The organism is Rhizobium sp. CCGE531, from assembly GCF_003627795.1.
In the GTDB taxonomy this organism is placed as follows: Bacteria; Pseudomonadota; Alphaproteobacteria; order Rhizobiales; family Rhizobiaceae; genus Rhizobium.
In genome coordinates this window covers 477,976-490,702 of record NZ_CP032685.1, presented here as the reverse complement: position 1 = coordinate 490,702, position 12,727 = coordinate 477,976, and the positions used below count along the sequence as shown (strand labels likewise).

Sequence of the window (12,727 nt, the reverse complement as noted above, 5' to 3'; positions counted from 1 at the left end):
ATAGAAGCGCCGGCATGCCGGTCGCCGGCTGAGTCGCGAAAACATGGATCGCCTGGAATGCGACAGATGTTGGCCAGCTCGGCCCCCACCCCGCGTGATTCAAGCTGCGCAAATCTATAATTGTATTTCTATGGAACATTCATTGTGTACGCAGAGTATACAATTTTATTGACTCCGTGAGCAGGCTATGCGACCTTTTCTCATCGGCGGGGCCCGATGGGTTCAATTCCCGGCGGAATTCAAGGAGGAAGGTCGCGATGAAGGGTGGGAAGAACAGTCTTTACGACGATCTAAAGCGTCAGATTCTGACGATGGAGCTCGATCCCGATCAGGATTTGGACGAAGCCACGCTCAGCGAACAATATGGACTTTCGCGCACACCGGTCCGGGAAATCTTCCGGCGTCTCGAAGGCGAAGGCTATATCGACATCCGGGCAAACCGCGGTGCGCGCGTCAGTCCGATGAACCATCAGACGCTCAGGCACTTCTTCCTGGTGGCGCCGATGATTTATGCCGCGATCGGCCGGCTCGCGGTTCAAAACTTCAAGCCGAAACAGCTCGTCGACCTGAAGGAAACGCAGGACCGATTTCGCTCGGCAAGTTCCTCCGGCGATGCTCTCGCCATGGTGCTGGAGAACAACCGCTTCCACGAAATCATCGGCGAAATGTCGTTCAACGCCTACCTGCAGCCGAGCCTGGGGCGCCTGCTGATCGACCACGCGCGGATCGGCCACACCTTCTTCCGGCCGAAGAACGACGACATGCGCGAGCGGCTTCAACTCGCCGTGGAGCACCACGACGGCTTCATCGAGGCGATCGCGCAGCATGATGAGGACACCGTGGTGGACCTGGTGTTCGAGCATTGGGAACTGTCGCGCGAGAACATGGAAATGTTCATCGCTCCGCAGGGAATGAAGGCGGACGCACTCGTCGAAGTGCCCGTCGTATCGATGGAGAAATCGTCTTGAACTTCGAAGGCATCTACACCCCGGCGATTACCCCGCTTGGACAGGACGGCCAAATTGATAAGGCTGCGTTCGCGGCGGTCCTGGAGAGCCTCATCGAGGCCAAGGTCCATGGCATCATCATCGGCGGCTCGACCGGCGAATATTACGCCCAGAGCAGCCAGGAGCGCTTCGAGCTTGCCGCCTTTGCCAAGCAGGTCGTCGGCACCCGGCTGCCGCTCATCGTCGGAACCGGCGCAACCCGCACCGAAGACTCGGTCGAATATGCAAAGGCGGCAAAGGAGATCGGCGCCGACGCGATCCTGGTATCGTCGCCGCCCTATGCCCTGCCGACGGAGAAGGAAAATGCAATTCATGCGCTGACTGTCGACCGCGCCGCCAACCTGCCGATCATGCTCTACAACTACCCTGCCCGCATGGGTGTGATGATGGGCGAGGAATATTTTTCCCGCGTCGGCAAGTCCAGGAACGTCAGGGCGATCAAGGAAAGCTCCGGCGACATGGGCAACCTGCATCTGCTCGCAAAGAAGTTTCCGCACATTTCGCTCTCCTGCGGCTGGGACGATCAGGCGCTGGAATTCTTTGCCTGGGGGGCAAAGAGCTGGGTCTGCGCCGGTTCCAACTTCCTGCCGCGCGAACATGTCGCGCTCTACGAAGCCTGTGTGCTTGAGAAGAACTTCGACAAGGGCCGGGCGATCATGACGGCGATGCTGCCGCTGATGGACTTTCTCGAATGCGGCAAGTTCGTCCAGTCGATCAAGCATGGCTGCGAGATCATCGGCCTCAAGGCCGGTCCGGTGCGTACGCCGCTGCGCGGATTGACCTCCGAAGAAAAAAGAACCCTCGAAACCGTCGTTACCACCTTGAAGCGCACGGTCGCCCAGATCACGTCGGGAGCCAATCATGCATGAACCCTTGACCGCCGCCGAATATAAGGCGATCGCCGCCGGCCTTCAGTTCCCGACGAATGCCTTCATCGATGGCGCCTTCCGTCCGGCCAATTCCGGCAAGACATTCAAGACGACCAATCCCGCGACGGGCGAGACGCTGGCGGAGATTGCGGCGTGCAATGCCAGCGATGTGGACTATGCGGTCGCCAAGGCCAAACAAGCCTTCGAGGATGGCCGTTGGCGTCAACTCTCGCCCGGCGAGCGCAAGGCGACGCTCATCAAGTTCGCCAAGCTGCTCGAAGACAATCGTCACGAACTGGCGGTCATGGAAAGCCTCGACAGCGGCAAGCCGGTTCGCGAGTGCCAGACCGTCGACGTGCCCGACACCATCCACACCCTTCGTTGGCATGCCGAGGCGATCGACAAGCTTTATGACAACACCAATCCCGTCGGCCCAAACGCGCTGGCGATGGTGGTGCGCGAACCGATCGGCGTTGTCGGCTGCGTCCTGCCCTGGAACTTCCCGCTGCTGATGCTTGCCTGGAAGATCGGCCCGGCATTGGCGGCCGGCTGCTCGGTTATCGTCAAGCCGGCGCAGGAGACGACGCTGACGACGCTGCGTGTCGCCGAACTTGCCCATGAAGCCGGCATTCCCGCCGGCGTCTTCAATGTCGTCACCGGCGGCGGCAAGGACGTCGGAGAACCGATCGGCCTGCACATGGATGTCGACATGGTGGCCTTTACCGGCTCGACGCCGACCGGCCGTCGCTTCCTGCACTATTCGGCCGATTCCAACCTCAAGAAGGTCGTGCTCGAATGCGGCGGCAAGAACCCGGCCGTGGTGCTGGAAGATGCCGAAGATCTCGATCTCGTCGCCGAGCAGGTGGTCAATGGCGCCTTCTGGAACATGGGCGAAAACTGCAGCGCCAGTTCACGCCTCATCGTCCATGCCAAGGTCAAGGACGATCTGCTAAAGCGCATCGGCGCCTATATGCGCGAGTGGAAGACTGGTGATCCCCTTGATCCGGAAAACCGCATCGGCGCGCTGGTCAGCAAGAACCACTACGAAAAGGTCACATCCTTCCTCGACGACGTCAAAAGCGAGAAGCTGACGATCGCCCATGGCGGCGAAACGCATGGCGGCATCTTCGTCGAGCCGACGGTGGTCGACGGCGTTACGGCCGCAAGCCGGCTGTTCAAGGAAGAAATCTTCGGGCCGATCCTGTCGGTGACGACGTTCAACACGCTGGCCGAGGCCGTCGCTCTTGCCAACGACACCAATTACGGCCTGACGGCATCGGTCTATACCGGCAGCCTGAAGAATGCGATCCGACTGTCGCGTGACATCCGGGCTGGCCTCGTCACGGTCAACTGCTTTGGCGAAGGCGATGCAACCACACCTTTCGGCGGCTACAAGGAGTCCGGCTTCGGCGGACGTGACAAGTCGATCTTCGCGCACGACAATTATTGCGAACTGAAGACCATCTGGATCGATGTCTCCGATCGCTCGGTGGACGAGACGATCCGATGACCACGACGTCCGTCAAACGTCTGCCGGCAGAAAACGGCGTCTCGGGCTGGGAGGCGATCAGTCAGCGAACGTTCCCTGTCCGGACACTTGAAGGCAACGTGACGGCGGACTGGCTGATCATCGGTGCAGGATTTGCCGGGCTTTCGGCTGCTCGTCGTCTGCGGCAGCTTCGGCCCGACGATAAGATCGTGGTGGTCGACGCCAGCGAGGTAGGTAAAGGGACGTCGGGCCGCAATTCCGGCTTCATGATCGACGTCCCGCATAACCTGTCGTCGAGCGAATATTCGAGCGGTGGCCTCGACGCTACCCGCCTGGAGATGGCCCAGAACCGGGCTGCGATCGCTTTTGCGAAAGGAGCCGCCGACGAATACGCCATGTCGCCTCAGACTTTCGACCCGGCGGGCAAGATCAACGCTGCAGCGACGGCACGCGGAATGAAGCTGAACATCAGCTTCGGCCAATCCTTGAGGAGCGCGGACGAAAAACATGCGTTTCTCGACGCCGCGCAAATGCGAGAGATCACCGGCTCCGACTATTACCTTGGCGGCCTGTTTACGCCGGGTGCGGTGCTGATCCAGCCAGCCGACTATGTCCGCGAATTGGCTGCAGGACTGTCGCGCAAGATCGATATCTTCGAGCATTCACCGGTGACCTCGTTGACGCGCGAGAGCGGGGCATGGACGGCGGTTTCGAGCCGCGGCAAGGTCACCGCCGCTCGCGTTATCCTCGGTGTCAACGGTCACGTCAGCGATTTCGGCCATTTTAGCGGCCGCCTGATGCATATCTTCGCCTATGCCTCGATGACGGCGCCTTTTCCGGCCGCGGACGTCGAGCAGAAAGTCTCAGGCCGGGACAAATGGGCATTGCTTCCCGCCGATGCCATGGGCGCGACCGTGCGAAAGATCACCTCGGGCGGACAGTCGCGCATCGTCATTCGCACGAAATACACCTACGAGACCACGATCACGGTATCGGATCACCGCATGGCCAAGATGGCCAGGGAGCATAGAAACTCCCTCGATGCACGGTTCCCCGGGCTCAAGGACGTCCCCTTCGAATACAGCTGGGCCGGGCGTTTATGCCTGAGCCGGAACCACGTGCCGGCGTTCGGCGAAATCGAGGAAGGGCTTTATTCGGCGTGCTGCGAAAACGGGCTCGGCACCGTCAAGAGCACGCTTGCCGGCATGATGGCGGCTGAACTGGCGACGGGAACAACATCTAGGCATCTCGAACAATACATGGATCACGCGGCGCCATCTAGGCTGCCACCCGAGCCCTTTGCCTGGCTCGGCATCAATTCAGTGATCCGCTTGCAGGAATTGCGCGCAGGCCGCGAAGGATGATCCGTCGCCGCGCAATATGAAGACCAAGCCAAGCGTGGGTCTTCAACAAAAACGGGAACGAAAACTAGGAGTTAAGAAAGATGAAGACTTTGTGGAAGGCGCTTTGCGCAGCCGCGATGGTCGGGATGACCGTATTCTCAGCGCACGCGGAAGAGAAGAGCATCACCGTGGGAACGATGTCCTGGGAAGACCTGACACCGATCACCGGGATTACCAAAAAAGTGCTTGAGGATGCCGGCTACACGGTCAAGGTCGTGCCGTTTTCCGAATGGGGCATTGCCTACGCGGCACTCGGCAAGGGCGATATCCAGATCCTCGCATCCCAGACCGACTATGTCGCGCAGGATTATTGGGACAAGAACAAGAAGCGCCTCGAGAAGATCTCGCCCGTCTCGCATGGTCTGTTCCAGGGCGTCGCCGTACCGAAATACGTCCCGATCGACTCCATGGACCAGCTGAACGCCAATGCCGACAAGTTTGGCGGCAAAATCGTCGGCATCGAACCGGGTTCGGGCCTGATGCGCGATACGGCCAACGCAGTCAAAGGCTATGACCTGAAACTGCAGCTCGTCGAAGGCAGCACCGCCGCCATGACTGCGGCCCTGAAATCGGCCGTCGACCGAAAGGAATGGATCGCCGTCACTGTCTGGGAGCCGTCCTGGATGGTGCAGAAATACGACGTGAAATTCCTGAAGGATCCCAAGGGCATCTTTCCGCCGCCGCAGAGCTACTACTGGATCGGCAAGAAAGGCTTCTCCGCCGATTATCCGCATGCTCGTGAAGTCATCGCCAGCGTCTATGTGCCGCTTGCCGATATCACCGCGATCAACAGCGCCGTGAATGACGGAAAAACGATGGATCAGGCCGTCGCCGCATGGATCGACAGCCATGCCGATCTCATCAAGCGTTGGGAAAACATCAACACCAACTGACGCCTAGAGCGGGTCGCCATCAAGGCGGCCCGCATTCCTCAACGAAGACGAACAGGCCGGCAATGGACTGGCCGCGCGGGGAATACAATGAACACTGTCATGGAAAACGCCAGCGAAGTCCTGGTCGATTGCCGCAACGTTTGGAAGATATTCGGTGCGCGTGCGACCGCCGCCGTGAAGGCCGTTTCCGAGCGCGGCCTCTCCAAGAAACAGGTGCTTGAGGAGTTCAACTGTGTCGTCGGTGTCGCCGATGCCCACCTGCAGGTCCGCCGCGGCGAGATCTTCTGCATCATGGGGCTCTCCGGAAGCGGTAAATCCACACTGGTGCGCCTCCTCAATCGCCTTATCGAGCCGAGCCTCGGCAGGATCACGATCAAAGGCAAAGAGATCGGCAAGTTGAACGCAGCCGAACTACGCGACATGCGCGCACGCAACATCGGCATGGTGTTCCAGAGTGTGGCCCTGCTCCCCAATCGGACGGTCCTCGAGAATGCAGCATTCGGCCTGGAAGTGCGCGGCGTGCCAAAGGACGAGCGCAACAAGACGGCGCGAGCGGCACTCGACAAGGTCGGCCTTTCCGACTGGACGTCGCGATATCCCGCCGAATTGTCGGGCGGCATGCAGCAACGCGTCGGTCTTGCCCGCGCATTGGCCGCCGATCCCGAGATCATTCTGATGGACGAGCCGTTCAGTGCGCTCGATCCCCTCATTCGCCGCCAGTTGCAGGACGAATTCCGGCAGTTGACGAAATCGCTCGGCAAATCCGCGGTCTTCATCACCCATGATCTCGAAGAAGCCATCCGCATCGGTGACCGGATCGCCATCATGAAGGACGGCGTCATCGTCCAGGTCGGAACCGCGGAAGAAATCGTCACGAAACCCGCCGACGATTATGTCGCCGATTTCGTGGCGGGCATATCCAGGGTTCATCTCGTCAAGGCCCATTCGGTCATGCAGTCGATCGCGGAATATAAGAGCCTGCAGCCACAGCATGACGTGAACGCACTGCTCAAAACCACCCCGGAAGCCGATATCGGCGAGCTCATCGATCTCACGATGAAATCGGAGCGCGATGCTTTGGCCGTAGTCGATAACGGTTCCATCGTCGGCGTGGTCACGACCCGCGGGCTGCTTCGCGGTGTCGCCGGATCCCCAGCCCAGCCAGATATCACAGCCTGAGAGGATGCACGCAAATGGACATTTCGGTCATTGCGGATACATTCGATGCCTGGACCGACGACGCGCTAGGCTGGATCAGCGATAACGGCGATTGGCTGTTCGACCCGATAAGGATGGTGCTGGAGGGAACCTACAATGGCGTCCTCTGGCTCCTTCAACTCCCACCTTTCTACGTCATTGCAATCATCTTGGCGCTGCTCGGCTGGCGGCTGATCAATATCGGGTCCGGTGTTCTCGCCGGCTTGGCTCTCGTCTTCTGTGCGGTCATGGGTCTTTGGAACGAAACCATGAGCACCCTTGCACTTGTAACCACCGCCACGATCTTTGCCCTGATGATCGGAATCCCAATGGGGATCGTCGCTGGATTTCTGCAGTGGTTCGACAGGTTCCTGGAGCCGATCCTCGATCTCATCCAGACACTGCCTCCCTATATCTACCTTCTTCCCGCCATTGCGCTTCTCGGCTTTGGCCCCGCAACCGCGCTGGTTGCGACCTTCATCGTCGCAGCACCGCCTGCCATTCGCTTGACCTCGCTCGGCATCCGCATGACGCCGCCCGCCTTCATCGAACTGGGGCAGGCAAATGGTCTGACGCCATGGCAGATGTTTACGAAAATTCGGCTGCCATTTGCAATTCCAAGCATCATGGCAGGCGTTAACCAGAGCCTGATGATGGCATTCGGCATGGTGGTGATCGCCGGCATCGTCGGTTCCGGCGGCCTCGGCCAGACCATCTACGGCGCGGTGCGCACGCTTGATATGGCGACATCGATCAACGCCGCGATCGCGATCGTCATCCTGACCATGGTGCTCGACAGATTGACGCAGAGCGCGGCCCGCCGCGCCAAGGTAGGTGCAATATGAACCTCGACCTCTTTCGATTCTCGCCCGGTCTATATTTTGCCCCTGCGGTCGACTGGCTGAACACCAACTTCCATCCGATCTTCGAAGCCGTCACCAGGCTGATCGAGGCAGTGCTCGGCGCCCTGGAATCCGCCCTGCTCTACCCGCCCGCCTATGTGCTCATTGTCGCGGCTATCCTTCTCGCCGGCTTCGTCATCAACATCAGAGCCGCAGCGGTGACGGCCGTCGCTCTCACCTTCTGCCTTCTGGCGGGCCTTTGGGCGGCATCCATGCAGACCCTCGCCCTGGTCACGGTGGCGGTCGCCATTTCGGTCCTCGTTGCCTTCCCCCTCGGCATCCTTGCGTCCCGGCACAAGGGCTTCGAGATCGCCATAAGGCCGCTGCTCGACATCATGCAAACGGTGCCGCCATGGGTTTATCTCATCCCGGCTGTCATGATCTTCAGTCTTGGCCGCGTGCCGGCGATCATCGCCACGATCGTCTATGGCGTGCCGCCGATGCTGCGTTTGACGACGCTGGCATTCAATCAGGTGCCGAAGGATCTTCTCGAGCTCGGCCAGGCAACCGGCGCACCGCCGCGCGCGATCCTCACCAAGATCGAGATACCGTCAGCAATGCCGACCCTGCTCGTCGGCCTCAACCAGTGCATTCTTCTGTCGCTGGCCATGGTCGTCCTTGCCGGGCTTGTCGGGGCCGGCGGCCTGGGCGCCGAAGTCACCCGTGGCCTCACCCGAATGGAAATGGGGCTTGGCCTGCGCGCAGGGCTTGCCATCGTTGCCATCGCGATCCTGCTCGACAGGCTTTCAAAAGGCGTACTGCAGGGCCACGCGCGCTCACCGGCCAAGAGCGCCTAAGCGGAAAGACGACAGAATGCGTCACAGCTTCTTTTGCATCGACTCCCACACCTGCGGCAACCCGGTCCGGCTTGTCGCCGGCGGCGGCCCCTTGCTTCCACATCTTCCGATTGCCGAGCGGCGCGAAATTTTCGTCCGCGATCACGATTGGGTCCGGCAAGCCTTGATGTTCGAGCCGCGCGGGCATGACATCATGTCAGGCGCAATCATCTACCCCGCCTATCGCGACGACTGCGACTTTGCCGTTATCTTCATCGAAGTCAGCGGATGCCTGCCCATGTGCGGAGCCGGCACGATCGGCCTGGTGACGGCCGCGATCGAGGAAGGTCTCGTCAGGCCGCGCGTTCCCGGCAGGCTCGCAATCGAGACACCCGCCGGCCGGGTGGATGTCGAATACGACAAGCCCGGCGAATATGTCGAAGCCGTGCGCATGTTCAATGTCGCAAGCTATCTGCATGCGGCGGATGTCGAAGTGGAGGTGCCGGGTCTCGGCGCGCTGACGATCGACGTCTCCTATGGCGGCAATTATTACGCCGTCGTCGAACCGCAGCGGAATTGGGCCGGTTTGGCGGGCATGTCGGCCGATGCTATCGTCGAGGCAAGCCGGAAACTGCGGGATGCGCTCGAACCGATCTGCAATCCTGTTCATCCGGAAAACGAACGCATCCGTGGGGTTCATCATGTCTTGTGGTGCGACGCATCGACGAGCGCGAATGCCGATGGTCGAGGTGCGGTGTTTTATGGCGACAAGGCGATAGACCGTTCGCCCGGCGGCACCGGAACTTCGGCGCGCCTGGCGCAGCTGTACACCAAAGGGCGCCTTGGGATTGGCGATGTCTTTCGCCAGGAAAGCCTAGTCGGCACCATATTCGAGGGACGCGTCGAGGCCGAGACTGACATCGGACACTTCAGGGGTATCAAGCCGAGTGTCGAGGGATGGGCGCGCATCATCGGTCACAACACGATCTTCGTCGACGATCGTGATCCCTTGGCGTATGGTTTCCAGATCAAGTAAAAGGGCTTGGTCAGGCGGGGAATTTGATGAAATCCGGCAAGCATGAATTGAAGCACGGTCCCTTGAAGGTCGGATTTATTCTCGCGCGATCGTTTACCCTTTCCGCCTTCGCGCTGTTTATCGATACGCTAAGACTGGCGAGCGACGAAGCCGACAGGTCCGGCCGGATCCTGGCCGATTGGCAGCTCCTGGGCAGCACTCGGCATCTCATCACCTCCAGCTGCGGTGTTCAGGTCGCGCCGACATCGGACTTCATCGAGCCGCGTGAATTCGACTACATCGTCGTCGTCGGTGGACTTTTGAACACGGACATCACGATCGACAATCAGACCGCCGATTATCTGAAGAAGGCCGCGGTTCAAAAAATCCCGCTGATCGGCGTTTGCACCGGCACCTTCATTCTGGCTCGCCTGGGCCTGATGAAAACACACCAGACCTGCGTCAGCTGGCTGCACTATCAGGCCTATCGAGAGCAGTTCCCCGACAACCCTGTTCGTTCCGACCGCCTGTTCAATCTCGATCGCAGCCGCGGATCGTGCGCCGGCGGCAGCAGCGCAGCCGATATGGCCGCCTTTCTTGTGAGACGGCATATCAGCAAGGACGCTGAACGCAACGCTCTGGAAGTGCTGCAAATCGAGCGGGCGCGATCCGGGCTGGATATACAACCGCGCAAGCCGCTCGCCATCGAGTGCCGGGACCCGCGTCTGAAAGCCGTCCTCATCACCATGGAAAGCCACATCGAAGACGTCGTGCCGACGGAAGATCTTGCCGCATCCGTCGGCCTGTCCCGGCGACAGCTCGAACGCCTGTTCCTGGAGGAAATGAAGACGTCTCCCGGGGCCATCTACACGCGCATTCGCATGGAACGCGCCAAGCAATTGGTTCTTCAGACACAGGCGCCACTCATTGAAATTGCACTTGAAGTGGGTTTTGATAGCGCGTCGCACTTTGCCAGGTTGTTCCGAAGGCTATTTGGGCAATCACCGACGGAGCTACGCCGCGCGCAGGCGTAAGGTGCGTGTGGCGGTCTAGTGACGACATCCGCTGAAGACGGAGATCCAAATGTCCGTACGCATCAAGCGAATTTATGAACCTGCGGACGGCCGTGACGGCAAGCGTATCCTTGTCGATCGATTATGGCCGCGCGGCATAGCCAAGAACGACGCCCATATCGACGTTTGGCTGAAGGAGATCGCACCAAGCACCGACTTGCGGCGCTGGTTCGGTCATGATCCGAACAAATGGGACGAGTTTCGCCGTCGCTACCGGGATGAGCTCAAAAAGAACTCCGAAGCGGTGGATGAGCTTAAAGACCAGATCGGGCAATCGACGGCGACGCTTCTTTATGGCGCGAAAGACAGCGAGCACAATCATGCCATCGTGCTCAGGGATTTCATCACCAAGCAGTAAGTCGCAGGCAGCATTCGTCCGTGGCAACATAATCCGAAGAAACGTCTGGAAGCTCTCGAGCAACGCTACGATCGCGTCACGGTGCGGACGGCCGCGCGGTGGCGCGAAGAAATGTCATCTCCTCGTGTCGAACCCTGTTTTCATCATCCAGAACGGCGCGCCATACTCGATTGCCCAATCGCAAGGACAGGCGCCTCGTGCCTTCATGGTCTGCCGTGCCCACCTCCACGCAGGAGGTAATTGAGCCACGCTGCATGTGACGGCGAAACTCACTGAGCGAGAGCCCGAACCGATCGGCGATTTCCGAGGAGTCGAGGACAAAATCTCCATTTTGTGCACGCTCGACGAACATAGCCCTGCCCTTTCTGCTTTCGGTCCACGAATGGTTTCCGAAAAAATAGAGAATGATTTATCATTGTCATTCTTTAAATGGAAATTATAGTCGCATTAACGGCATGACCCGCGCCTGAGGGCTACGCACGCAAGCGTCGAGCGTGCGAGCCGATCAATCCTTATGGCGATGCGCATCTGGCGAACGCCAACTCCAACTCGTGAAGGGCAATTTCCTCGTGTCGATCAACAAGGACTACAGAACGATCGCGGCCGCAAACGGGATCGCCGACGATACCGCTTACGGCGCTGTCACCCCGCCGCTCTATCTGTCGAGCAACTTCGCATTCCGACAGTTCGAACAGACACAGGCCTACGAATATTCCAGAACGTCCAATCCGACGCGCGATCTTCTCGCCGATACACTTGCGAAACTAGAGGGTGGCGCCGGCGCCGTGATAACGTCGTCCGGAATGGCGGCGGTCAACCTTGTTCTCAGCCTGCTGAAGCCCGGGGATCGGGTGATTGCACCGCACGACTGCTATGGTGGAACCTATCGACTTTTGACCGCATTGCGAGACAAGGGTCACTTCGACGTCGAGTTTATCGATCAAGGCAACCACCAGGCACTGGCATCGACACTCAGTCGTGGCGCAGCCCTGGTTTTCATCGAAACACCCAGCAATCCCCTTATGCGCATCGTCGACATCGAGGCGATTTCTCGACAGGCGAAATCAGCGCAAGCCCGCCTCGTGGTCGACAATACCTTCCTTTCACCCGCGCTTCAGCGGCCGATTGCCCTTGGCGCCGACTTCGTTATCCATTCGACGACGAAATATCTGAACGGCCATTCCGATGTCGTCGGCGGCGCAGTCGTTGCGGCAAACTCCAATGATGTGGAGGAGCTGAAAGCATGGGCGAACATGATCGGCGTTACCGGTTCGCCATTCGATTCATATCTGACCCTGCGCGGCATCCGAAGCCTGTTTGCGCGCATCGAACGGCAGCAGACGACGGCCATGGCCGTTGCGCAGTTTCTTTCCGGGCATCCGAAAGTCGGCGTCGTCCACTATCCCGGCCTGCCGACCCATCCAGGTCATGAACTTGCCGCACGACAACAATCCGGTTTCGGCGCCATGCTGAGTTTCGAGCTTGATGGGGGAATTGAAGCGGTGCGCCGCTTCGTGGCGCCGCTGAAAATCTTCACTCTTGCCGAATCCCTGGGCGGCGTTGAAAGCCTCGTGGCTCATCCGGCGAGCATGACCCATGTCGGCATCGGTGCCGAAGCCCGCCGCGCCGCCGGCATCAGCGATGGATTACTCAGGGTCTCGGTTGGCCTGGAGGCTGAAGAGGACCTGCTATCGGATTTCGCCGAGAGCTTGGGGGAAATGAAATAGCCTGCCACTATCGCCCTG

13 protein-coding genes are annotated in these 12,727 nt (G+C 59.7%); 12 read left to right on the top strand and 1 reads right to left on the bottom strand.

Annotation, left to right across the window (positions count from 1 at the left end):
• Positions 1 to 257: 257 nt before the first annotated feature.
• The 11 genes from CCGE531_RS21785 to CCGE531_RS21735 all read left to right on the top strand — a co-directional run bounded on the left by CCGE531_RS21785 (position 258) and on the right by CCGE531_RS21735 (position 10,982).
• Positions 258 to 968: a GntR family transcriptional regulator gene (locus CCGE531_RS21785; RefSeq protein WP_120667710.1), complete on the top strand. Its 711-nt coding sequence runs from the start codon at positions 258 to 260 to the stop codon at positions 966 to 968.
• A complete protein-coding gene (locus CCGE531_RS21780) occupies positions 965 to 1,876 on the top strand; it encodes a dihydrodipicolinate synthase family protein (protein WP_120667708.1) in 912 nt (303 codons plus the stop codon). The genes CCGE531_RS21785 and CCGE531_RS21780 overlap by 4 nt, the downstream gene beginning before the upstream one ends.
• Positions 1,869 to 3,386, top strand: coding sequence for an aldehyde dehydrogenase (locus CCGE531_RS21775; protein ID WP_120667706.1), 1,518 nt, complete (start codon positions 1,869 to 1,871; stop codon positions 3,384 to 3,386). The genes CCGE531_RS21780 and CCGE531_RS21775 overlap by 8 nt, the downstream gene beginning before the upstream one ends.
• Positions 3,383 to 4,729: an FAD-binding oxidoreductase gene (locus CCGE531_RS21770; RefSeq protein ID WP_120667704.1), complete on the top strand. Its 1,347-nt coding sequence runs from the start codon at positions 3,383 to 3,385 to the stop codon at positions 4,727 to 4,729. The genes CCGE531_RS21775 and CCGE531_RS21770 overlap by 4 nt, the downstream gene beginning before the upstream one ends.
• 80 nt (positions 4,730 to 4,809) lie before the next feature.
• Positions 4,810 to 5,661 (top strand): glycine betaine ABC transporter substrate-binding protein, encoded by an 852-nt coding sequence (locus CCGE531_RS21765; RefSeq protein WP_120667702.1) that lies wholly within the window; start codon positions 4,810 to 4,812, stop codon positions 5,659 to 5,661.
• Positions 5,662 to 5,748: 87 nt separating this feature from the next.
• Positions 5,749 to 6,840 (top strand): glycine betaine/L-proline ABC transporter ATP-binding protein, encoded by a 1,092-nt coding sequence (locus CCGE531_RS21760; RefSeq protein ID WP_120667700.1) that lies wholly within the window; start codon positions 5,749 to 5,751, stop codon positions 6,838 to 6,840.
• A 14-nt stretch (positions 6,841 to 6,854) separates the two neighbouring features.
• Positions 6,855 to 7,703 (top strand): ABC transporter permease subunit, encoded by an 849-nt coding sequence (locus tag CCGE531_RS21755; RefSeq protein ID WP_120667698.1) that lies wholly within the window; start codon positions 6,855 to 6,857, stop codon positions 7,701 to 7,703.
• Positions 7,700 to 8,557, top strand: a complete 858-nt coding sequence (locus CCGE531_RS21750; protein ID WP_120667696.1) for an ABC transporter permease subunit — start codon at positions 7,700 to 7,702, stop codon at positions 8,555 to 8,557. The genes CCGE531_RS21755 and CCGE531_RS21750 overlap by 4 nt, the downstream gene beginning before the upstream one ends.
• 16 nt (positions 8,558 to 8,573) lie before the next feature.
• Positions 8,574 to 9,572 (top strand): 4-hydroxyproline epimerase, encoded by a 999-nt coding sequence (locus tag CCGE531_RS21745; RefSeq protein ID WP_120667694.1) that lies wholly within the window; start codon positions 8,574 to 8,576, stop codon positions 9,570 to 9,572.
• Between the two features lie 26 nt (positions 9,573 to 9,598).
• Positions 9,599 to 10,585, top strand: coding sequence for a GlxA family transcriptional regulator (locus CCGE531_RS21740; RefSeq protein WP_120667692.1), 987 nt, complete (start codon positions 9,599 to 9,601; stop codon positions 10,583 to 10,585).
• Between the two features lie 49 nt (positions 10,586 to 10,634).
• On the top strand, positions 10,635 to 10,982 hold the full coding sequence (locus CCGE531_RS21735) for a DUF488 domain-containing protein (protein ID WP_120667690.1): 348 nt from the start codon (positions 10,635 to 10,637) through the stop codon (positions 10,980 to 10,982).
• Between the two features lie 76 nt (positions 10,983 to 11,058).
• Here CCGE531_RS21735 and CCGE531_RS21730 read toward each other — a convergent pair whose 3' ends face one another.
• Complete coding sequence (locus CCGE531_RS21730) at positions 11,059 to 11,334, bottom strand: DUF6522 family protein (protein ID WP_120667689.1); 276 nt, start codon at positions 11,332 to 11,334, stop codon at positions 11,059 to 11,061.
• A 217-nt stretch (positions 11,335 to 11,551) separates the two neighbouring features.
• Here CCGE531_RS21730 and metB point away from each other — a divergent pair, with 217 nt between their 5' ends.
• A complete protein-coding gene (gene metB / locus CCGE531_RS21725) occupies positions 11,552 to 12,709 on the top strand; it encodes a cystathionine gamma-synthase (RefSeq protein WP_245459348.1) in 1,158 nt (385 codons plus the stop codon).
• The last annotated feature ends 18 nt before the right edge of the window (positions 12,710 to 12,727 follow it).

Excerpts from the sequence above, each read along its gene's own strand:
- CCGE531_RS21785 (WP_120667710.1), top strand. The coding sequence starts at position 258 with ATGAAGGGTGGGAAGAACAGTCTTTACGACGATCTAAAGCGTCAGATT.
- CCGE531_RS21775 (WP_120667706.1), top strand. The coding sequence starts at position 1,869 with ATGCATGAACCCTTGACCGCCGCCGAATATAAGGCGATCGCCGCCGGC.
- CCGE531_RS21770 (WP_120667704.1), top strand. The coding sequence starts at position 3,383 with ATGACCACGACGTCCGTCAAACGTCTGCCGGCAGAAAACGGCGTCTCG.
- CCGE531_RS21765 (WP_120667702.1), top strand. The coding sequence starts at position 4,810 with ATGAAGACTTTGTGGAAGGCGCTTTGCGCAGCCGCGATGGTCGGGATG.
- CCGE531_RS21760 (WP_120667700.1), top strand. The coding sequence starts at position 5,749 with ATGAACACTGTCATGGAAAACGCCAGCGAAGTCCTGGTCGATTGCCGC.
- CCGE531_RS21755 (WP_120667698.1), top strand. The coding sequence starts at position 6,855 with ATGGACATTTCGGTCATTGCGGATACATTCGATGCCTGGACCGACGAC.
- CCGE531_RS21750 (WP_120667696.1), top strand. The coding sequence starts at position 7,700 with ATGAACCTCGACCTCTTTCGATTCTCGCCCGGTCTATATTTTGCCCCT.
- CCGE531_RS21745 (WP_120667694.1), top strand. The coding sequence starts at position 8,574 with ATGCGTCACAGCTTCTTTTGCATCGACTCCCACACCTGCGGCAACCCG.
- CCGE531_RS21740 (WP_120667692.1), top strand. The coding sequence starts at position 9,599 with ATGAAATCCGGCAAGCATGAATTGAAGCACGGTCCCTTGAAGGTCGGA.
- CCGE531_RS21735 (WP_120667690.1), top strand. The coding sequence starts at position 10,635 with ATGTCCGTACGCATCAAGCGAATTTATGAACCTGCGGACGGCCGTGAC.
- CCGE531_RS21730 (WP_120667689.1), bottom strand. The coding sequence starts at position 11,334 with ATGTTCGTCGAGCGTGCACAAAATGGAGATTTTGTCCTCGACTCCTCG.